We start from the raw sequence: 19,970 nt of genomic DNA, 5'->3' as shown, positions 1-19,970 counted from the left end.
TCAACCCGCGGCCCGGTCCCGCACCCCGAGGCCGTACACCGTCTCGGACCGGAACACCCCGCCGGGCCGCAGCACCGTGCTCGGGAAGTCCGGCCGGTTGGGGGAGTCCGGGAAGTGCTGCGTCTCCAGGGCCACCCCGGCGCCGGGGGCGAACGGCCCGGACAGGTGGTCGCCGGTGTAGAGCTGGAGGCCCGGCTCGGTCGTCGCCACCGTCAGGCTCCGCCCGGAGCCGGGGTCGTACAGCACGGCCACCTCCTCGGCCGCCCCCGTGACCCCCTTGTCCAGCACGAAGTTGTGGTCGTAGCCGGAGCCGGCCGGGCGGGCCGTGCGGAAGTCGAAACGCGTACCCGACACGTCCGCCGGCGCCCCCGCCGGAATGAGGTGCTCGTCCACCGGGGTGTACCGGGAGGCCGCCAGCCGCAGCTCGTGCCCGCCCGCGTCGCCGGAGCCGCGCAGGTTCCAGTACGTGTGACTGGTCAGGTTCACGACCGTCGGCGCGTCGGTGACCGCCTCGTAGACGATCCCCAGCGCCCCCGACGCCGTCAGCGTATACGTCACCGTCACCGCCAGCCGCCCCGGGAACCCCTCCTCGCCGTGCGGGCTCACCCGGCTCAGGCGCAGCCCGTGCGTCACCGGCGTGACCTCCCACACGCGCTTGTCGAAGCCGCGCTCGCCGCCGTGCAGCGAGCCCGGGCCGTCGTTCGGCGCCAGCGCGTACGTCCGGCCGTCCAGCGGGAAGCGGGCGCCCCCGATCCGGTTCGCGTACCGGCCGATCACGGCGCCCAGGTACGGCTCCGGATGCTCCAGATAGCCGTCGAGGTCCCCGAACCCCAGCACCACGTCCGCCGTCCGCCCGTCCCGGTCCGGAACCTCCACCGACTGCACGATCCCGCCGTACGACAGCACCCGCACCCGCACCCCGCCGCGCTCCAGCGTCCAGCGGTGCACCGGGGTGCCGTCGGAAAGTGTGCCGAAAAGTTCGCTCATGTGGGAAACACTAGGTCACGGGTTCCGCGCGGTGATCCTCCGGAACGCGATCTCCGCCAGCCGCGCCTGCCCGTCCGTGCTCGGGTGGAACCAGTCCCAGTGGCTGAGCTGGTCCGTGCCGAAGCGGTAGTCGTACACCGCGTTGCCGTCGAAACGGCAGCGGCGGTCCTCGGCGCAGACCTCCGCCAGCACCTTGTTGTACGCCACCACCCGGGCCTGCACGGCGTCCCGGCGCGCCGTCGCGGTGACGGTCAGATCGTCCGCGTCGGCCAGCATCGACGGGCAGATGCCCAGCTTCCACACCTGCTTGCCCAGCGCGTTCGCGCGGCCCTCGGACCACAGCCGCTTCAGGTTCGGCACGCTCGCCACGTACACCTGGGTCTTCGGCAGCGCCGAGCGCAGCGTGCCCATCGCCGCCTCGAAGTCCGCGCGGAACCGGGCCACCGGGGTCATCGCCGACACCGACGCCCGGCACGCGTCGTTCGCCCCCACCATCACCGTCACCAGCTCCGGGCGATCCGCCACCGCCCGGGTCATCTGCCCCGGCAGATCGGCCATGCGGGCACCGGTCACCGCGTGGTTCCAGCTCCTGCGCGCCGCCCCCGCCGCGCCCAGCAGCCGCACCGCCAGGCTGTCCACCCGGGCGTCGTCCCCCGTCGCCCACGACACCTCTGGGCAGTCCGACAGGACCGTGCACGCGTCGAAGCCCCGGGTGATCGAGTCGCCCACCGCGGCGACCGAGTCCGGGCTGCGGTCCCACACCGGGAGCCGGGCCGCGTGCGCCCGGCCGCCCTCCGGCCGTGGCGCGCTCCCGTCCCCGCCGTCGCACCCCGCGGCCCCCAGCACCACGGCCGCCGCGAAGGCGAGGGCGACCCGCGCACGGTGGCTTCGCTTCCGCATCCCTGCTGTTCCCCTCGCTCGACGGTCGGCCCTTCCCCCCATGACAACGCGCGGGGGTTCCCGGCCCGGCACCCGGGAACGGCACACCCCCGTACAAGCGTCCCCCCGGGTGAATGGCGGTGGTTTCCTGGCACCGGGACCGACGGTACGTCACACTCCTCGCCCCGCCGCACGGTAGCCTCGCCATCAACGCGGCCGTTCCGCCACTGCCGCCCAGCCAGTCCGCAAGATGTCCCGCTCTGCCCGGAGGTTCCGGTGACGACACGTGGAGTTCTGTACGTGCACTCCGCGCCGCGCGCGCTGTGCCCGCACGTCGAGTGGGCCATCGCCGGGGTGCTCGGCACGCGCGTCAGCCTCGACTGGATCCGGCAGCCCGCGGCCCCCGGCACCTGGCGTTCGGAGTTCTCCTGGCAGGGCGAGGCCGGCACCGCCTCGAAACTCGCCTCCGCGCTGCGCGGCTGGCACCTGCTGCGCTTCGAGGTCACCGCCGAGCCCTGCCCCACCGCGGAGGGCGAGCGCTACAGCTGCACCCCCGACCTCGGCATCTTCCACGCCGTCACCGGCATCCACGGCGACATCCTGATCCCCGAGGACCGGCTCCGCGCGGCCCTGCACCGCAGCCAGAAGGGCGAGACCGAGCTGGCGGCGGAACTCTCCCGTCTGCTGGGCAAGCCCTGGGACGACGAACTGGAGCCGTTCCGGTACGCGGGCGAGGGCGCGCCGGTGCGCTGGCTGCACCAGGTGGTCTGAGCCCCGGACACGACGAAGGGCCCCCACCGTCCGGTGAGGGCCCTTCTCCGCGTTCTCAGAGGGTGCGGAACGCCAGGACGACGTTGTGCCCGCCGAAGCCGAACGAGTTGTTCAGCGCGGCGATCCGGCCCTCGGGCAGCGCCCGGGCCTCGCCCCGCACGATGTCCGCGTTGACCTCGGGGTCCAGGTTCTCGATGTTGATCGTGGGCGGAGCCGTGCGGTTCACCAGGGCCAGGATCGACGCGACGCTCTCCACACCGCCGGCGCCACCGAGCAGGTGACCGGTCATCGACTTCGTCGCGGAGATCGCCATGTGGTCGACGTCGTCGCCGAAGACCTTCCGCAGTGCCTTGATCTCGGCCACGTCGCCCTGCGGCGTGGAGGTGGCGTGCGCGTTCACGTGCACGACCTCGGCCGGCTTCAGGTCCGTGTTGTCCAGCAGGTTCTGGAGCGCGTGCGCGATCCCGTTGCCGGACGGCTCCGGCTGCGTGATGTGGTGGGCGTCGGCGGAGATGCCCTGCCCGAGCGCCTCGGCGTAGATCCGGGCACCGCGGGCCTTCGCGTGCTCCTCGGACTCCAGGACGATCACACCGGCGCCCTCACCGAGCACGAAGCCGTCGCGGCCGGCGTCGTAGGGACGCGAGGCGCCCCGCGGGTCGTCGTTGTTCTTGGACATCGCCATCATGTTGCCGAACGCGGCGATGGGCAGCGGGTGGATGGCGGCCTCGGTACCACCGGCCACGACCACGTCCGCACGCCCGGTGCGGATCATCTCGATCGCGTACCCGATGGCCTCCGCGCCCGAGGCGCAGGCCGAGACGGGGGTGTGCACGCCCGCGCGGGCGCCCAGCTCGATCCCGACGTTGGCCGCCGGGGAGTTGGGCATCAGCATCGGCACGGTGTGCGGGGAGACGCGGCGTACGCCCTTCTCCTTGAGAACGTCGTACTGGTCCAGCAGGGTCGTCACGCCGCCGATGCCGGAGGCGATGACCGCACCGAGACGGTCGGGGTTCACGGACGCGTCCTCACCGGCCCTGGCGGTGAAACCGGCGTCCTTCCATGCCTCGGAAGCGGCGATCAGCGCGAACTGCGCGGACCGGTCCAGCTTGCGGGCCTGCGGCCGGGGGATGATCTCGCCCGGCTCCACGGCGATCTGCGCCGCGATCCGGACGGGCAGCTCGGCCGCCCACTCCTGCTCCAGCGGGCTGACACCGGACGTGCCGGCGAGGAGGGCCTCCCAGGTCGAGGCTGCGTCGCCACCCAGCGGTGTGGTTGCGCCGATACCGGTGACGACCACGGTGCGATTGGTCGGGCTCACGGGAATTCTTTCTCCAACGGATGCGGGATTCTACGGCGCCACCGCCGGGTGGCGGGGCCTTGCGGCCTGCGGCCTAGCTGATGGCTTTAGGCCTGGTGCTTGAGGATGTAGTCGGTCGCGTCGCCGACGGTCTTGAGGTTCTTGACGTCCTCGTCCGGGATCTTCACGTCGAAGCGCTCCTCGGCGGCGACGACGACCTCGACCATGGACAGCGAGTCGACGTCCAGGTCGTCGGTGAAGGACTTGTCCGGCTGGACGTCCTCGGTGGGGATCCCGGCGATCTCGTTCACGATCTCGGCGAGACCCGCGACGATCTCTTCCTGAGTGGCGGCCATGTCAGGCGCTCCTTCTTCGATATCCAGACGGTTTGTGGCATTTGTATCCGACCCGGACCGCAAGATCCGGCACGGAGTGCCTAGGGGAGGGTAACGACCGTGGCGGCGTAGGCGAGACCCGCCCCGAATCCGATGACGAGCGCGGTGTCGCCGCTCTTCGCCTCCCCGGTCGCCAGGAGCCGCTCCATCGCGAGCGGGATCGAGGCGGCCGAGGTGTTGCCGGTGGTGCGGATGTCACGGGCGACCATGACGTGCTCCGGCAGCTTCAGTGTCTTCACCATCGAGTCGATGATCCGCACATTGGCCTGGTGCGGGATGAAGACGTCCAGGTCGTCCGGGGTGATCCCGGCCGCGTCCAGCGCCTGCTGGGCGACCTTCGCCATCTCGAACACGGCCCAGCGGAACACCGCCTGGCCCTCCTGCGTGATCGCAGGGAACTTGATGTTGCCCTCGCTGTCGAGGGGCAGGGTGGTGACGTCGCCGACGTGGTACTTGTCCCAGGGGACGGTCTGCTTGATCGTCCCGGACTTGTCGCCCTCGGAACCCCACACGGTCGGGCCGATCGCCGGCTCCTGCGAGGGGCCGACCACGACCGCGCCGGCGCCGTCGCCGAACAGGAACGCGGTCGCGCGGTCCTCCAGGTCGGTCAGGTCGCTCAGCCGCTCCACGCCGATGACGAGCACGTGGTCGGCGGAACCTTCCACCACCATGCCCTTGGCGAGCGTCAGGCCGTAGCCGAAGCCCGCGCAGCCGGCCGAGATGTCGAAGGCCGCGGCCTTGTCGGTGCCGAGCTTGTCGGCGATCTCGGTGGCGACCGCCGGGGTCTGGCTGAAGTGCGAGACGGTGGAGACGACCACCGCGCCGATCTGCTCCGCGTCGATGCCCGCGTCCGCGATGGCCTTGCCGGAGGCCTCGATGGCCATGGCGGCCACGGTCTCGTCGGGGCCCGCCCAGTGCCGGGTCTCGATGCCGGAGCGCGAGCGGATCCACTCGTCGGACGAGTCGATCTTCTCCAGGATCACCTCGTTCGGCACCACCCGGGTCGGCCGGTAGCCGCCGACCCCCAGGATGCGGGCATACGGGGCACCCTTGCTGGGCTTGATCTTCGCCATGTACGGCTCCTTAGGCACCGGCGTGCTCTGCGATGAGAGCGCGGGCCGCGTCGAGGTCGTCGGGGGTCTTCAGGGCCAGCGTCGCGACGCCCGGCAGGGCCCGCTTGGCCAGACCGGTCAGGGTGCCGCCCGGGCACACCTCGAGGAGCGCGGTGACGCCCAGCTCGCGGAAGGTCTCCATGCACAGGTCCCAGCGGACCGGGTTGGCGACCTGGCCGACCAGCCGCTGAAGCACCTCGGCGCCGGACGCGACGGTCCGTCCGTCCTTGTTGGAGACGTAGGTGACCTTCGGGTCGGCCGGCGACAGCTCGGCCGCCGCCTTCTCCAGGGTCTCCACGGCCGGGGCCATGTGGTGGGTGTGGAAGGCGCCGGCCACCTTCAGCGCGACGACCTTGCGGACGCCCTCGGGCTTGTCCTCGTTCAGCGCGGCCAGCTGCTCCAGCGTGCCCGCGGCGACGATCTGGCCGGCGCCGTTGATGTTCGCCGGGGTCAGGCCCAGCCTCTCCAGGTGCGCGACGGAGACCTCCGGGTCGCCGCCGAGCAGGGCGGCCATGCCGGTCCGGGTCACCGCGGCGGCGTCGGCCATCGCCAGACCCCGCTTGCGGACCAGACCGAGGGCGGCCGTGTCGTCCAGGACACCGGCGAAGGCGGCGGCGGTGATCTCACCGACGCTGTGCCCCGCGACCGCGCCCGGGCCGATCCCGGAGATGTCACCGAGTGCCGCGGCCGACAGGAGCCCGGCCGCGACCAGCAGCGGCTGGGCCACCGCGGTGTCACGGATGGCGTCGGCGTCGGCCTGGGTGCCGTAGTGCACCAGGTCCAGTCCGATGGCGTCCGACCACGCGGCGACGCGGTCGGCGGCACCGGGCAGATCGAGCCAGGGGGTCAGGAAGCCGGGCGTCTGGGCGCCCTGGCCGGGAGCGACGAGTACGAGCACTCTCACACTCTCTCTTGGGGACGGCCACGGCCGCCCGTGGGGACAGGGACGAAGAACACGAAGGGCTTTTGTGGGCCCCCGACAAAACCCTATGTCTGGGGTTCACCATCGGCCAGACGCCCCAGGATGAGCGCGATCCGTAGTGTGAACGCGGATCTTACATCCGAGGGCGACCATCCGGTGACGTCTGTCACACGTCGGAGCCGGTAGCGCACGGTGTTCGGGTGAACGAAGAGCATCCTCGCCGCGCCTTCCAGACTGCTGGCCTGCTCCAGGTACACACTCAGGGTTTCCAGCAGCGCGGAGCCCGCCTCCTCCAGCGGTCTGTAGATCTCCTCCACCAGTTGCTCGCGGGCGCCGGGATCGCCCGCCATGGCCCGCTCCGGCAGCAGATCGTCCGCCAGCACCGGCCGCGGCGCGTCCGGCCAGGCGGAACACGCCTTCAGCCCCGCGGCGGCGGCCTGCGCGGACCGGGTGCCGGCCAGCAGGTCGGGGACGACCGGACCGGCGACGACCGGACCGGCGGCGAACGGCCCGATCAGCGACCGGGCCACGGCGAGCGGGTTGTCGCTGCCGCCCGCGATGACCACGAGCCGGTCCCCGAGCACCCCGGTCAGCACCTGGAGCTTCGCGTGCCGGGCGGCCCGCCGGATGGCCTCCACGGTCAGCTCGCTGTCCCCGTCGGGCGCGGTCCCGAGCACGACGCACACGTGCTCGGGCGAGTTCCAGCCGAGCGCGGCGGCCCGGCTGACCGCCCCCTCGTCGGCCTCCCCGCTCAGCACGGCGTTCACCACCAGCGACTCCAGCCGCGCGTCCCAGGCACCCCGTGCCTCGGCGGCCTGGGCGTAGACCTGGGCGGTGGCGAAGGCGATCTCCCGGGCGTACACCAGCAGCGCCTCGCGCAGCACGCTCTCGTCACCCGGGGCCGCCACCTCGTCGATGGCGGACTCCATGACCTCGATCGTGGTGCGCACCATCTCCACGGTCTGCCGCAACGTGATGGCCCGGGTCAGCTCGCGCGGCGCGGTCCCGAAGACGTCCGTGGAGATCGCCTGGGGCGCGTCCGGGCGCCGGAACCACTCGGTGAAGGCGGCGATGCCCGCCTGGGCGACCAGCCCGATCCAGGAACGGTTCTCCGGCGGCATGGCCCGGTACCACGGCAGGGTCTCGTCCATGCGCGCGATGGCCTGCGCGGCGAGGGAGCCGGAGGACTTCTCCAGCCGCTTCAGGGTCGCGGAGTGCGGGTGGACGACGCGGGGCGGGGGACCGCCGTGGTGGGATTCGGGTTCGGGCACGGGGACAAGACTGCCTTATCGGGCCGGGCGGGTGTTCCGCCGGGGTTGCGTCCGCGGTCCGGGGCGGCGGGCGCGGCCGCACCGGGGTGCCCGGCGGGGCTACCGTGGGGTCCGTGATCGACGTACGGCGCGCCGGCGAGCGCTACCAGGGAGGGGACCCGGAGGCCGGGATCGACACCCGGCACGCCTTCTCCTTCGGGCCCCACTACGACCCGGAGAACCTGCGCTTCGGCGCGCTGATCGCCTGCAACGAGGAACGGCTCGCACCGGGCGCCGGGTTCGACGAGCACCCGCACAGCCATACCGAGATCGTCACCTGGGTGGTCCAGGGCGAGCTGACCCACCGCGACTCCACCGGCCATGAGACGCGGGTGCGGCCCGGGGACGTCCAGCACCTCAGCGCGGCGGCGGGCGTCCGGCACGTGGAACGCAACGCCGGCACCGGTCCGCTGACCTTCGTCCAGATGTGGCTGGCGCCCCGGACACCGGGCGGCACGCCCTCGTACGCCCTGGTCCCCGGCCTCGCCGACGCCACCGCCTACCCGGTCCCGCGGGCGGGCGCCGCGCTGCGCGTATGGCGCCCGGGACCCGGGGAGCGGACCGGGCTGCCGGCCGCCGCGTACGTGTACGCGCACGTGGTGCGGGGCGAGGTGCTGCTGGCCGGCCAGGCGCTGGGGCCGGGCGACGCGGCGCGGATCAGCCCCGGCCGGTCGCTGGAGGCGGTGGGGGTGACCGCCGCGGAACTGCTGCTGTGGGAGATGGCGCCGTAGCCGCGGCCGGACGGCGGGGCACCCCCGCGCCGCGCCCCCTCAGCCGCGCAGCTCCCCGAGGACCCCGTCGGTGAACGCCGGCCACGCCTCGATCGCCCACGGCCCGAACGCCCGGTCGGTCAGGGCGACTCCGGCCGCCCCGGCGTCCGGGTCGATCCACAGGAACGTGCCGGACTGGCCGAAGTGCCCGAACGTACGCGGCGAGGACGAGGAACCCGTCCAGTGCGGGGACTTCCCGTCCCGGATCTCGAAGCCCAGGCCCCAGTCGTTCGGGTTCTGGTGCCCGTACCCCGGCAGCACCCCCTTCGTCCCCGGGTACTGCACCGTCATCGCCGCCGCCACCGTGCGCGGGTCCAGCAGCCGGGGCGCCTGCACCTCCGCCGCGAACCGCAGCAGGTCCGTCACCGTGGAGACCCCGTCCTTGGCCGGGGAGCCCTCCAGCGACGTCGCCGTCATGCCCAGCGGCTCCAGCACGGCCTGCCGCAGGTACTCCGCGAACGGGATGTCCGCGGCCTTGGCGATGTGGTCCCCGAGCTGCTCGAAACCGGCGTTGGAGTACAGCCGCCGCTCCCCGGGCGCGGCCGTCACCCGGTGCTCGTCGAAGGCCAGCCCGGAGGTGTGGGCGAGGAGGTGACGGACCGTCGCACCGGGCGGCCCGGCGGGCTCGTCCAGCTCGATCGCGCCCTCCTCGTACGCCACGAGCGCCGCGTACGCCGCCAGCGGCTTGGTGACGGAGGCCAGCGGGAAGCGGTGCCCGACGGGACCGTGCGTCCCGAGGACGGTCCCGTCGGCTCGTACGACACCCGTCGCCGCGGTGGGCACGGGCCAGTTCTCGATCAGCGTCAGGCTCTGCAACGACATGCGACCGAGCCTATGCGGCTCACAGCGGCGACCGCATCGACGGGTCTCCTCACCGGAGCCGCTTGCCTGGAGTGCACTCCAAGGTCATAGCGTGGAGGCATGACGGTGATGCAGACCACGCCAACGGCCACCGAGGACGCCACCCCCGCCGACATCTGCTCCGCCCCTCCCCGGCGTCCCCCCCGCCCCGACGGCCAGGACCGCTACACGATCAGCGAGGTCGCCGCGTTCACCGGTCTCACCGCGCACACCCTGCGCTGGTACGAGCGGATCGGGCTGATGCCGCACGTCGACCGCTCGCACACCGGCCAGCGCCGCTACAGCAACCGCGATCTGGACTGGCTGGACTTCGTGACCAAGCTCCGGCTGACCGGCATGCCGGTGGCGGACATGGTCCGGTACGCGGAACTGGTCAGGGAGGGCGATACCACCTACGCGGAGCGGCGGGACCTGCTGGAGTCGACCCGCCGGGACGTCCTGGACCGGATCGCCGAACTGCGCGACACGCTCGCCGTACTCGACCGGAAGATCAGCTTTTACGCGATGGAGGGAACCACTCGATGACCGACGACAGGATCGCGACGGTACGGCTCGGCGAAGGCGGCCCCGAGGTCGGCGTACAGGGCCTCGGCTGCATGGGCATGAGCTTCGCGTACGGCCCCACGGACGCCGGCCAGGCACGCGCCGCGCTGGACCGCGCGCTGGAGCTGGGCGTGACCCTGTTCGACACGGCGGACGCCTACGGCGACGGGGAGAACGAGCGGTTCCTGGCCCCGTTCTTCGCGGCGCACCGGGACGAGGTGGTCGTCGCCACCAAGTTCGCCCTGTCGATCCCGCCGGACGACCCGACCAAGCGGATCATCCGCAACGACCCGCCGTACATCCGCGCGGCGGCCGAGGCCAGCCTGAAGCGGCTCGGCGTCGAGGCCATCGACCTCTACTACATGCACCGCCGCGATGTGAACGTGCCCATCGAGGAGACCGTCGGCGCGATGGCGGAGCTGGTCCGCGCGGGCAAGGTCAAGCACCTCGGGCTGAGCGAGGTCACCGCGGACGAGCTGCGCGCCGCGCACGCTGTGCACCCGATCGCGGCCGTGCAGTCGGAGTGGTCCCTGTTCAGCCGGGACATCGAGGCAAGGGTCGTACCGGCCGCCCGTGACCTGGGCGTGGCCCTGGTGCCGTACTCGCCGCTCGGCCGCGGCTTCCTCACCGGCGCCTTCACCGACGCCGAGCGGGAACTCACGGCCGACGACTTCCGGCGCGGGCACCCGCGCTTCACCGGCGCCAACGCGGCCGCCAACGCGGCGCTGCTGGAGCCGGTCCGCGCCATCGCCGAGGCGCACGGCGCGACCCCGGGCCAGATCGCCCTGGCCTGGGCGCAGCAGCGGGCGGTGGTCGACGGCCTGACGGTGGTCCCCATCCCGGGCACCCGCAAGCCGGGCCGGGTGGCGGAGAACGTCGCCGCGACACGCATCACCCTGACGGACGCGGAGCTGGCCCTCCTGGAGCCGATCGCGGCGCGGGTGGCGGGCGACCGCTACCCGGACATGCGCTTCGCCTCCGCCGGCCGGGAGTAGCTCACAGCTCCGCCAGCAGCTCGGCCTTCTTGCCGGCGAACTCCTCGTCGGTGACCAGCCCGGCCTGGTGCAGCTCCCCGAGGTGCCGGATCCGCTCGGCGATGTCGGCGGGGTCGCGCCGGGCCGGGGCCGGCACCGCGGGCACCGGCCCCCGGCTGCGCACGGCCGCCAGCACCGCCGCGGCGAACGGCAGCGACTCGTGCACCGGGCCGTACCCCAGCCCGAACACCACCGCCGCCGGGTCCTGGTCGGGCTGTAGGGCCGCCCCCGGGACGGCCGAGCGCGTGAGCAGCCGCAGGTGTCCCTCGAAGATCTCCGGCGAGCGCCACTCCACACCGCTCAGCCCGGTCACCGGGAAGCTCTGGTCGCCGGCCTTCCACTTCGCCGACGACGCCCCCGTCCAGGACCAGCGGAACTGCACCGACGTCCCGTCGAAGGACGCCTTCCCGTCGTACGCCTTGAACTGGAGCGGTGCCTCCGGCGGCGCCACCAGGTGCCGGTCGGCGGGCCCCGACTCGGTCAGCAGGCCCTTCAGTTCGTCCGCGTAGTACTCGGCGAGGGTCTCCCGCTCGGCCGGCAGCACCAGCCGGTACGGGTCGGAGCCCTCCTTCAGCTGCCCGTCGGCAGCCTCCATCAGCGGATCGGCGCCGGGACGCGGCCGCAGTCGCAGGACGACCGTGCCGCGCTTGCCCGGGGCGAGGGTCACGCCCTCCACCGCGGAGAGCGGGACCCGGCGTTCGCCGAGCGCCTGGAACAGCTTCGGTGTTCGAATCCCCCGTTCGTAGCGGATGAGCACGGAGTCGGACTCGAACTCCCAGACGGCATGAAAACCCGCCAGTACGTCACCCATGCGGCTCATCGTATGCGGCACGTGCTCCTCCGTCGCCACCCGCGCAGACCGCACTTCCTGCTGTCTCTACGCGCGTCCGGCCGTCGTCGTGCCGGACAGACCGGACCGGCACGCATCGTCCTCCCGGGCGCAGGTCACCTCGTCGTACGCGCCCACGCCGATGGCGGCGAGGTTGCGCAGGCTGTCCGTGCCCGGCTGGAAGTAACCGCTGTGGCCCTGGGCGTCCCGGGCCGACAGCACCCGCGCCCCGAACCCGGAGGAGACCGGGTCGGCGCCATGGCCGAGCCCGCCCAGCTCCAGGTAGGGCACGTCCTGCACCCAGTCGCTGGCGTCCCGCATCGCCCACACCCGGGCCGTCGTGCCCAGGCGGGCGGCCTTGGGCACGCGCATGCCGGGGCTCGCGGCCACCGCTATGTCGGTGACCCGGCGGGGCATGCCGCGCGCGGCGACCCCGCAGAGCACCGAGCCGTAGCTGTGACAGAACATCGACACCGGGGCCCGGCCGGGCAGCGCGCGCAGCAGCGCGTTCAGCCGCAGGGAGCCCTCGGCGGCGCGCAGCCCGGTGGCCGCGTCCACCCCGAGCCCGTCCGGCGAGGTGTAGTCGGCCCAGGCGATCACGGCCGTACGGGTCGCGGGGCTCGCCGCGCGCTCGGCCGCGTACAGCGCCTTTGCCATGCCGACCGGGGCGCTGTAGGGGCGGTTGGTCCGCTGGAAGGTGAGCAGGTCGGTGTCGACGCCGGGGACGACGACCGAGATCCGCCGCGCCGTGGTGAGGCTGCCGAACACCTCGGCGACCCGGCCCGAGCCCTCGGGGTCGAAGGCCAGGACGCGCCGGCCGGGGTTCAGCAGCGACTCGTAGCGGTGCATCCGGCGGCCCGCTTCCTGCTGGCCCGCCGTGCTCAGCCGGCTGTCGTGCATCCGTTTCCGCTCCGCCTCGCGGGCCTGTCCGAGCGCGATGTGGTTGGCCCGGTAGCGCAGCGCGGCGGGGGCGCCGTTCATGTTGCCGACGGCGAGCGGGTAGCGGTGGGCGAGGCGATCGCGGTCGTGCGGGGTGAGCGAGGTGAAGAAGCGGCCGAGGCGGGCCGGCGCCGCGTCGGGGTCGGGCAGGCGCAGGCCGTGCAGGTGACCGTTGCGCCATTCGGCCAGCGAGGACTGGAGCGCCGACGGCTCCCGGTGGGTGCGCAGGGCGGTCCAGCCGGTGGTGGCGAGCATCACGAACACCACGGCCAGTGCGAGCAGCGCGCGCCAGACGTTGAGTTGCGGGGAGGTGTCGAAGGAAGTCACTGGGAGGACACACTAGGAGAACGGGCGGGTCTCGGGGTAACCGAGTGGCAGGGATCACGTTTCGGGTGGACGGCGGTCTTCGGGCCGGTGATCTCCGGGTGCCGTGCGGGACTCCGTTCCCGCGCCGCGCCCGCGACGTGCCGGACGGGGTGTCAACGGGCTCGGGCGGTGCGCCAGTTCCCCGTGAGCGCCGAACCCACCTGATCGAGGTACGACGCGGTGAGCGTCCGGATCGCTTCCGGACCCGCGTCCTCGCGGGTGCACCAGTAGCGTTCGGTGACCCGCATCACCCCGCCGAACACGGCCACGGCCAGCCGGGGCCGCGGGTCGGCGTCCACGTCGACGCCCTCTCGCTCGGCCAGCACCCGCGCCAGGGCGTCCTCCGTCTGCGCCGACCGGCGCAGATGGGCGGCGAGCAGCGCGGGGGTGGTCTCGATCGTGCGGTACATGCGCAGGTGCGTCTCGACCGGGACCACCGACTCGACGGTCTCGCGTATCGCGTCCCAGCCCTCCAGGAACGCCTGCCGCAGGGCCCGCATCGGCGCCTCGTGCGGCGGGCGCGCGCGTACGGCCGCGACGAAGGCCGCCTCCGTCATCTCCTGCACCGCGAAGGCCGCGTCCTCCTTGCCCGCGAAGTAGCGGAAGAAGGTGCGCTGGGAAACGTCGACGGCCTCGGCGATCTCGTCGACGGTCGTCCGCTCGTACCCCTGAGTGGTGAACAGCTCGAGGGCGGCCCGCAGCAGCGATTCCCGTGTACGCCGCTTCTTGCGCTCGCGCAGCGTCTCCATGGTCCCTTTCCCGTGAACGTCCGACCGGCCCCCGACCAGGTCCCCAAGTCGTGTCAGTAACCGACTTGTGAATTGGTTTGTCAACTGTCAGCGGCTGTCATTAACCTGAGTTTATGACTAGTCAGACCGCCATCGACGCCTCGGGACCGGGGGACAAGGCCCCGGCGGCCCCGTCGGGGCCGCAGCCGGCCCCCGGCCTGCGCGGCCATCCGTGGCTCACCCTCATCACCGTCGCCGTAGGGGTCATGATGGTGGCCCTCGACGGCACCATCGTGGCCATCGCGAACCCGGCCATCGGCCGGGACCTGCACGCGAGCTGGGCCCAGCTCCAGTGGATCACCAACGCCTACTTCCTGGCGCTCGCGGTCTCCCTGATCACCGCCGGCAAGCTGGGCGACCGCTTCGGCCACCGGCAGACCTTCCTGATCGGCGTCACCGGCTTCGCCGCCGCCTCCGGCGCGATCGGCCTGTCCGACAGCATCGCCGCGGTCGTCACCTTCCGCGTCTTCCAGGGCCTGTTCGGCGCGCTGCTGATGCCGGCCGCGCTCGGCCTGCTGCGGGCCACCTTCCCGGCCGAGAAGCTCAACATGGCGATCGGCATCTGGGGCATGGTGATCGGCGCGTCCACCGCGGGCGGCCCGATCCTCGGCGGTGTCCTCGTCGAGCACGTCAACTGGCAGTCGGTGTTCTTCATCAACGTGCCGGTCGGTGTGCTCGCCCTGGTCCTGGGCTCGCTGATCCTGCTCGACCACCGGGCCGAGAACGCCCCGCGCTCCTTCGACCTGCTCGGCATCGCCTTGCTCTCGGGCGCGATGTTCTGCCTGGTCTGGGCGCTGATCAAGGCCCCGGCCTGGGGCTGGGGCGACGGCAAGACGTGGCTGTTCATCATCGCCTCGGTCGCCGGCTTCGCCCTGTTCTCCTTCTGGGAGACGAGGGTGAAGGAGCCGCTGATCCCGCTGACGCTGTTCCGCTCGGTCGCCCTGTCCGCGGGCGTCGTGCTCATGGTCCTGATGGCCATCGCGTTCATGGGCGGTCTGTTCTTCGTCACCTTCTACCTCCAGAACGTGCACGGCATGAGCCCGATCGACGCGGGCCTGCACCTGCTGCCGCTGACCGGCATGATGATCGTGGGCTCCCCGCTGGCCGGCGCGATGATCACCAAGCTCGGCCCGCGCATCCCGCTGGCGGGCGGCATGGCCGTCACCGCGATCGCCATGTACGGCATGTCCACGCTGAAGGAGAACACCGGCAGCGGGCTGATGTCCGTCTGGTTCGCCCTCCTCGGCCTCGGCCTCGCGCCGGTCATGGTCGGTGCCACCGAGGTCATCGTCGGCAACGCGCCGATGGAGCTGTCCGGTGTCGCGGGCGGTCTCCAGCAGGCGGCGATGCAGATCGGCGGCAGCCTCGGCACGGCCGTGCTGGGCGCGGTGATGGCCTCCCGGGTCGACCACACCCTCGCCGGCAACTGGGCGGACGCCGGACTGCCGAAGCTGCCCCCGCAGCAGCTGCACCTGGCGGCCGAGGCCGTCCAGCAGGGCGTGGCCCCGGTGGCCAAGGGCACCCCGGCGCCGGTCGTCGAGAAGATCACCGCGGTGGCCCACCACACGTTCATCAGCGGCATGAGCCTCGCGTCCCTGGTGGCGGCGGGCGTGGCGGCGGTCGCCGTCCTCGTCGCGCTGCTCACCAAGCGGGGCGCGAACGCCGAGGCGGGCGCGGGCGTGGGCCACATCTGACCCCGCGTCGGCCGCCGCTCCTCCCGGCCGGCCCGCGCCGTTACCCGGCCCCCTGGGCGGGGTTCCCCTATCCGGGTGACTGTGCTAAAGATCCCTGGCTCCGGACGCGCGCCGCAGGTAACAGTGGGTCAAGTCCTCCGCAGGACATGGGAGGAGCCCGGGACGCGGCGCGCTGTCGGAGGGGGACAGCGCGCGCGGGCCTGCCCCGACGGAACCGGGGTACCCGCACCCCGAAGCCGAACTGTCGATATGCCCCAGGGAGTTGATGATGGCGGGCTTCGGGCACGGAACACGCGGGTACCCCCGGTCGCACGGCCGGACGTGGCAACGAGGGGGATTCCCCCGCGCGGGCGCAGGGCCGGACCGCGCGACACTCGGGATCATCGGCGCGATCTGCGCGGTGGCGGGCTTCTTCGCCCTGGGCGTCGTCCTCGGTCCCGTCGCGATGTTCTGCGGCTGGCAGGCGATGGGCCGCAGCTGGTCGGGCGAACGCGAGGTACCGGCACTGGTGGCCCTGATCCTGGGTGCCATCGACACCCTGCTGGCCGTCATCGCCCTGGCGGGCGCCGCCACCTGGGGCCACGGGCTCCTCTAGAGAGCAGGACCTAGGACGGGACCGCGGACGGGTCCTGGTCGACGGCATCCCGACCCGGCGCCTCGCCGTCGGGGCGGGGCGGTCCGCCGGTGGCCGCGCCGCCGGGAGCCGGCCGCCCGGTCGCCTGAGCCCCTCCGCCGTCCGCCGCCGCCCCGGCGGCGCCCTCGGCCAGCCGCGCCACCTCCGTCCGCAGGCGCCGGACCTCCTCGGTCAGGGCGGCGATCGCCTCCGTCTGCCGCCGCTCCTCCACGTCGTCCCGCTCGAACCGCGAGATGAACCAGGCGGCGATGTTCGCGGTGACCACACCCAGCAACGCGATCCCGGACAGCATCAGCCCGACCGCGATCATCCGCCCGAGTCCGGTCGTCGGCGCGTGGTCCCCGTACCCCACGGTCGTCATCGTGGTGAACGACCACCACACCGCGTCACCCAGGGTCCGGATGTTCCCGTGCGGCGCCTCCCGCTCCACCGACAGCACCGCCAGCGAGCCGAACATCAGCAAGCCGATCACGGCCCCGACGACATAGGTGGTCAGCCGGATCTGCGGCGCCATCCGGGCGCGCCGGCCCACGAGCAGCAGCGTCGACACCAGCCGCAGCAGCCGCAGCGGTTGCAGGGCCGGCAGGACGACCGCGCACAGGTCCGGCCAGTGCCGCCGGACGAACTCCCCTCGCCGCGGGGCGAGGGCCAGCCGGACCAGGTAGTCGAGGGCGAACGCCCCCCACACCACCCACTCCACCGCCGTGCACGCGGCCGTCAGGGAGAGGCCGGCGGAGGCGTCCACGATCGGCACGGCGTAGGCGACGGCGAAGGCCACCGCGAGCGCCAGCAGCGGCCGTTGGGTGTGCCGTTCCCACCGCACCTGTGCCGACAGCGGTTCCATGCCCCCATCGTAAAGAGAACGTAAGGGTGGTGGAGGATCGGACTCCACCACCCTTGGGCCGCTCCGGCGCCGCGACCGCTACGCGTCGCCGCCCGCCGGGCCCGGGTCCGCCGCCGAGACGTCCAGCAGCTGGTAGCGGTCGATGGCCTGCTTCAGCGCGGACCGGTCGACCTTGCCCTCGCGCGCCAGCTCGGTCAGCACCGCGACCACGATCGACTGGGCGTCGATGTGGAAGAACCGGCGCGCGGCGCCCCGGGTGTCGGCGAAGCCGAAGCCGTCCGCGCCGAGGGACTGGTAGCTGCCCGGCACCCAGCGCGCGATCTGGTCCGGAACCGATCGCATCCAGTCGGACACGGCCACGAACGGACCTTCCGCGCCGCTGAGCTTCCGGGTCACGAACGGCACCCGCTGCTCCTCCTCCGGATGCAGCAGGTTGTGCCGCTCGCACTCCACGGCCTCGCGGCGCAGTTCGTTCCAGGAGGTCGCGGACCACACGTCCGCCCTGACGTTCCACTCCTCGGCGAGGATCCGCTGGGCCTCAAGCGCCCACGGCACCGCCACGCCGGACGCCATGATCTGCGCCGGGACACCCTCGCCGGTGCCCTCGCTCAGCCGGTGGACGCCCCGGACGATGCCCTCGACGTCCACGTTCGGCGGCTCGGCCGGGTGCCGGATGGGCTCGTTGTAGACGGTGAGGTAGTAGAAGACGTCCTCGCCGTGCGGGTGCTCCTCCGAACTGCCGTACATCCGGCGCAGACCGTCCTGCACGATGTGCGCGATCTCATAGGCGTACGCCGGGTCGTACGCGACGCACGCGGGGTTGGTGGAGGCCAGCAGCTGGGAGTGGCCGTCCGCGTGCTGCAACCCCTCGCCGGTCAGGGTCGTACGACCGGCGGTCGCACCCAGAACGAATCCGCGCGCCAGCTGGTCGGCCATCTGCCAGAACTGGTCACCCGTGCGCTGGAAACCGAACATCGAGTAGAAGACGTAGACCGGGATCAGCGGCTCGCCGTGCGTGGCGTACGCCGAGCCCGCCGCGATCAGCGAGGCCGTGCAGCCCGCCTCGGAGATGCCGTCGTGCAGCATCTGGCCGGTCGGCGACTCCTTGTAGGCGAGCAGCAGATCCCGGTCCACCGCCTCGTACTGCTGGCCGAGCGGGTTGTAGATCTTCGCGCTCGGGAAGAAGGAGTCCATGCCGAACGTGCGGTACTCGTCCGGCGCGATCAGCACGAACCGCTTGCCGATCTCCTTGTCCCGCATGAGGTCCTTCAGCAGGCGCACAAAGGCCATGGTCGTCGCGATGGACTGCTGGCCCGTGCCCTTCTTCACGGTCGCGTACACCTTGTCGTCCGGCAGGGCGAGCGGCTGCGAGCGGACCACGCGCGTCGGGACGTATCCGCCGAGCCCCTTGCGCCGGTCGTGCATGTACTGGATCTCCGCGGAGTCGCGGCCCGGGTGGTAGTACGGCGGCGCGCCGGACTCCAGCTCCTTGTCGGAGATCGGCAGGTGCAGGCGGTCCCGGAAGCGCTTGAGGTCGTCGACCGTCAGCTTCTTCATCTGGTGCGTGGCGTTGCGGCCCTCGAAGTTCGGGCCCAGCGTCCAGCCCTTGATCGTCTTGGCCAGGATGACCGTCGGCTGGCCCTTGTGCTCCGTGGCCGCCTTGAACGCCGCGTAGATCTTGCGGTGGTCGTGACCGCCGCGGCCCAGGTGCAGGATCTGGTCGTCGGTCATGTTCTCGACCATCGCGCGCAGCCGCTGGTCGTCGCCGAAGAAGTGCTCACGGATGTAGGCGCCGGACTCGGTGGCGTACGTCTGGAACTGGCCGTCCGGGGTCGTGTTCATCCGGTCGACCAGGATGCCGTCCCGGTCCTGCGCGAGCAGCGGGTCCCAGCTGCGGTCCCAGATGAGCTTGATCACGTTCCAGCCGGCGCCCCGGAAGACCGACTCCAGCTCCTGGATGACCTTGCCGTTGCCGCGTACCGGGCCGTCCAGCCGCTGGAGGTTGCAGTTGACCACGAAGGTCAGGTTGTCCAGGCCCTCGCGGGCGGCCAGGGTGAGCTGGCCGAGCGACTCCGGCTCGTCCATCTCGCCGTCGCCGAGGAACGCCCACACGTGCGACCGGGAGGTGTCGGCGATGCCGCGCGCCGCCATGTAGCGGTTCATCCGCGCCTGGTAGATCGCGCCGAGCGCGCCGAGGCCCATGGAGACCGTCGGGAACTCCCAGAAGTCCGGCATCGAGCGCGGGTGCGGGTAGCTGGACAGGCCGTCCGGGTACTTCGACTTCTCCTGGCGGAAGCCGTCCAGCTGCTCGGCGGTGAGCCGGTCGAGCAGGTACGCGCGCGCGTAGATGCCGGGGGAGGCGTGGCCCTGGAAGAAGACCTGGTCGCCGCCGTCGCCCTCGTCCTTGCCGCGGAAGAAGTGGTTGAAGCCGACGTCGTACAGCGAGGCGGAGGAGGCGAAGGTGGCGATGTGGCCGCCGACACCGATGCCCGGGCGCTGGGCGCGCGAGACCATCACGGCCGCGTTCCAGCGGGTCGCGTTGAGGATCCTGCGCTCGATCTCCTCGTTGCCCGGGAAGAACGGCTCGCTCTTGGTGGGGATCGTGTTGACGTAGTCCGTGCTGCGCATCTCGGGCACGGCCACGCGCCTCTCGCGGGCCCGCTCGATCAGGCGCAGCATGAGATAGCGGGCCCGTTCCCGGCCGCGCTCGTCCACGGCGGCGTCCAGGGAGTCGAGCCACTCCTGGGTCTCTTCGGGATCGAAGTCAGGAACCTGACTCGGAAGGCCGCCAATGATGATCGGATTGCGATCGGATCCGGAAGCCACGCTGTTCCTTACCTGTCAGAGGGCCAGTTCTTCTTGCACCTGCCTACACCGTTCCCCATCGTGTACCTGGGGAAGGCGTACGTCATCCCCACCGCGTCCCGCCGGTGCCCCCGGTCAAAACGCAACGATACGCCCGGGGTGTGACGTGCTTGGCAAAGTTGTTCGAGCA

General features: G+C 72.2%; 19 protein-coding genes. 6 read left to right on the top strand and 13 right to left on the bottom strand.

Features of this window, described 5'->3' with window-relative positions; translation table 11 throughout:
* The gene (locus IF37_RS0118020; protein WP_030743364.1) at positions 1-987 is read right to left on the bottom strand and encodes an aldose epimerase family protein; all 987 of its coding nucleotides are present in this window, start codon (positions 985-987) and stop codon (positions 1-3) included.
* A gap of 15 nt (positions 988-1,002) precedes the next feature.
* On the bottom strand, positions 1,003-1,887 hold the full coding sequence (locus IF37_RS0118015) for an SGNH/GDSL hydrolase family protein (protein WP_030743361.1): 885 nt from the start codon (positions 1,885-1,887) through the stop codon (positions 1,003-1,005).
* Positions 1,888-2,142: 255 nt separating this feature from the next.
* On the opposite strand from IF37_RS0118015, the gene IF37_RS0118010 reads away from it, so the two are divergent.
* Complete coding sequence (locus IF37_RS0118010; RefSeq protein ID WP_030743359.1) at positions 2,143-2,637, top strand: DUF3145 domain-containing protein; 495 nt, start codon at positions 2,143-2,145, stop codon at positions 2,635-2,637.
* 55 nt (positions 2,638-2,692) lie between these two features.
* On the opposite strand, the gene fabF is transcribed toward IF37_RS0118010, so the two are convergent.
* From fabF to IF37_RS0117985, 5 genes are all read right to left on the bottom strand, one after another.
* Positions 2,693-3,955: a beta-ketoacyl-ACP synthase II gene (gene fabF, locus IF37_RS0118005; protein ID WP_030743357.1), complete on the bottom strand. Its 1,263-nt coding sequence runs from the start codon at positions 3,953-3,955 to the stop codon at positions 2,693-2,695.
* A gap of 86 nt (positions 3,956-4,041) precedes the next feature.
* Entirely contained in the window at positions 4,042-4,290 is a 249-nt protein-coding gene (locus IF37_RS0118000) for an acyl carrier protein (RefSeq protein WP_030743355.1), read from the bottom strand.
* 80 nt (positions 4,291-4,370) lie between these two features.
* Entirely contained in the window at positions 4,371-5,402 is a 1,032-nt protein-coding gene (locus IF37_RS0117995) for a ketoacyl-ACP synthase III (protein WP_030743353.1), read from the bottom strand.
* A 10-nt stretch (positions 5,403-5,412) separates the two neighbouring features.
* On the bottom strand, positions 5,413-6,339 hold the full coding sequence (locus IF37_RS0117990) for an ACP S-malonyltransferase (protein WP_030743351.1): 927 nt from the start codon (positions 6,337-6,339) through the stop codon (positions 5,413-5,415).
* Between the two features lie 89 nt (positions 6,340-6,428).
* Complete coding sequence (locus tag IF37_RS0117985; protein ID WP_030743349.1) at positions 6,429-7,634, bottom strand: CdaR family transcriptional regulator; 1,206 nt, start codon at positions 7,632-7,634, stop codon at positions 6,429-6,431.
* 116 nt (positions 7,635-7,750) lie between these two features.
* Between IF37_RS0117985 and IF37_RS0117980 the strand changes: the two genes are divergently transcribed.
* Positions 7,751-8,404: a pirin family protein gene (locus IF37_RS0117980; RefSeq protein WP_030743347.1), complete on the top strand. Its 654-nt coding sequence runs from the start codon at positions 7,751-7,753 to the stop codon at positions 8,402-8,404.
* A 39-nt stretch (positions 8,405-8,443) separates the two neighbouring features.
* Here the strand turns inward: IF37_RS0117980 and IF37_RS0117975 are convergent, their stop codons facing one another.
* Positions 8,444-9,265, bottom strand: a complete 822-nt coding sequence (locus tag IF37_RS0117975) for a serine hydrolase (RefSeq protein WP_030743345.1) — start codon at positions 9,263-9,265, stop codon at positions 8,444-8,446.
* A gap of 99 nt (positions 9,266-9,364) precedes the next feature.
* Between IF37_RS0117975 and IF37_RS0117970 the strand changes: the two genes are divergently transcribed.
* Entirely contained in the window at positions 9,365-9,829 is a 465-nt protein-coding gene (locus IF37_RS0117970) for a MerR family transcriptional regulator (RefSeq protein WP_030743343.1), read from the top strand.
* A complete protein-coding gene (locus IF37_RS0117965) occupies positions 9,826-10,842 on the top strand; it encodes an aldo/keto reductase (RefSeq protein WP_030743341.1) in 1,017 nt (338 codons plus the stop codon). Before IF37_RS0117970 ends, IF37_RS0117965 begins: the two co-directional genes overlap by 4 nt.
* Before the next feature lies 1 nt (position 10,843).
* Here the strand turns inward: IF37_RS0117965 and IF37_RS0117960 are convergent, their stop codons facing one another.
* The 3 genes from IF37_RS0117960 to IF37_RS0117950 form a co-directional block, all read right to left on the bottom strand.
* Positions 10,844-11,692 carry a DUF4429 domain-containing protein gene (locus IF37_RS0117960; protein WP_030743339.1) on the bottom strand — a complete coding sequence of 283 codons (849 nt, stop codon included), beginning with the start codon at positions 11,690-11,692 and terminating at the stop codon, positions 10,844-10,846.
* A gap of 66 nt (positions 11,693-11,758) precedes the next feature.
* Positions 11,759-12,976 carry an alpha/beta hydrolase gene (locus tag IF37_RS0117955; RefSeq protein WP_030743337.1) on the bottom strand — a complete coding sequence of 406 codons (1,218 nt, stop codon included), beginning with the start codon at positions 12,974-12,976 and terminating at the stop codon, positions 11,759-11,761.
* A 152-nt stretch (positions 12,977-13,128) separates the two neighbouring features.
* Positions 13,129-13,764, bottom strand: a complete 636-nt coding sequence (locus tag IF37_RS0117950; protein ID WP_030743335.1) for a TetR family transcriptional regulator — start codon at positions 13,762-13,764, stop codon at positions 13,129-13,131.
* 113 nt (positions 13,765-13,877) lie between these two features.
* Between IF37_RS0117950 and IF37_RS0117945 the strand changes: the two genes are divergently transcribed.
* Complete coding sequence (locus tag IF37_RS0117945) at positions 13,878-15,497, top strand: MFS transporter (protein WP_030743332.1); 1,620 nt, start codon at positions 13,878-13,880, stop codon at positions 15,495-15,497.
* A gap of 265 nt (positions 15,498-15,762) precedes the next feature.
* The gene (locus IF37_RS0117940) at positions 15,763-16,092 is read left to right on the top strand and encodes a small hydrophobic protein (protein WP_173456889.1); all 330 of its coding nucleotides are present in this window, start codon (positions 15,763-15,765) and stop codon (positions 16,090-16,092) included.
* 10 nt (positions 16,093-16,102) lie between these two features.
* Here IF37_RS0117940 and IF37_RS0117935 read toward each other — a convergent pair whose 3' ends face one another.
* Together IF37_RS0117935 and aceE are read right to left on the bottom strand one after the other, a co-directional pair.
* Complete coding sequence (locus tag IF37_RS0117935) at positions 16,103-16,975, bottom strand: potassium channel family protein (protein ID WP_079165787.1); 873 nt, start codon at positions 16,973-16,975, stop codon at positions 16,103-16,105.
* Between the two features lie 78 nt (positions 16,976-17,053).
* Complete coding sequence (aceE, locus tag IF37_RS0117930; RefSeq protein WP_030743325.1) at positions 17,054-19,801, bottom strand: pyruvate dehydrogenase (acetyl-transferring), homodimeric type; 2,748 nt, start codon at positions 19,799-19,801, stop codon at positions 17,054-17,056.
* Positions 19,802-19,970: the final 169 nt, after the last annotated feature.

This window comes from Streptomyces sp. NRRL S-31 (genome assembly GCF_000718775.1).
Taxonomy (GTDB): Bacteria; Actinomycetota; Actinomycetes; order Streptomycetales; family Streptomycetaceae; genus Streptomyces.
This window is presented reverse-complemented; position numbering and strand designations above follow the sequence as displayed.

What these genes read in the sequence shown, in the direction of transcription:
- IF37_RS0118020 (WP_030743364.1), bottom strand. Translation starts at nt 987, where the DNA reads ATGAGCGAACTTTTCGGCACACTTTCCGACGGCACCCCGGTGCACCGC.
- IF37_RS0118015 (WP_030743361.1), bottom strand. Translation starts at nt 1,887, where the DNA reads ATGCGGAAGCGAAGCCACCGTGCGCGGGTCGCCCTCGCCTTCGCGGCG.
- IF37_RS0118000 (WP_030743355.1), bottom strand. Translation starts at nt 4,290, where the DNA reads ATGGCCGCCACTCAGGAAGAGATCGTCGCGGGTCTCGCCGAGATCGTG.
- IF37_RS0117995 (WP_030743353.1), bottom strand. Translation starts at nt 5,402, where the DNA reads ATGGCGAAGATCAAGCCCAGCAAGGGTGCCCCGTATGCCCGCATCCTG.
- IF37_RS0117975 (WP_030743345.1), bottom strand. Translation starts at nt 9,265, where the DNA reads ATGTCGTTGCAGAGCCTGACGCTGATCGAGAACTGGCCCGTGCCCACC.
- IF37_RS0117970 (WP_030743343.1), top strand. Translation starts at nt 9,365, where the DNA reads ATGACGGTGATGCAGACCACGCCAACGGCCACCGAGGACGCCACCCCC.
- IF37_RS0117965 (WP_030743341.1), top strand. Translation starts at nt 9,826, where the DNA reads ATGACCGACGACAGGATCGCGACGGTACGGCTCGGCGAAGGCGGCCCC.
- IF37_RS0117960 (WP_030743339.1), bottom strand. Translation starts at nt 11,692, where the DNA reads ATGGGTGACGTACTGGCGGGTTTTCATGCCGTCTGGGAGTTCGAGTCC.
- IF37_RS0117950 (WP_030743335.1), bottom strand. Translation starts at nt 13,764, where the DNA reads ATGGAGACGCTGCGCGAGCGCAAGAAGCGGCGTACACGGGAATCGCTG.
- IF37_RS0117945 (WP_030743332.1), top strand. Translation starts at nt 13,878, where the DNA reads ATGACTAGTCAGACCGCCATCGACGCCTCGGGACCGGGGGACAAGGCC.
- IF37_RS0117940 (WP_173456889.1), top strand. Translation starts at nt 15,763, where the DNA reads ATGATGGCGGGCTTCGGGCACGGAACACGCGGGTACCCCCGGTCGCAC.
- IF37_RS0117935 (WP_079165787.1), bottom strand. Translation starts at nt 16,975, where the DNA reads ATGGAACCGCTGTCGGCACAGGTGCGGTGGGAACGGCACACCCAACGG.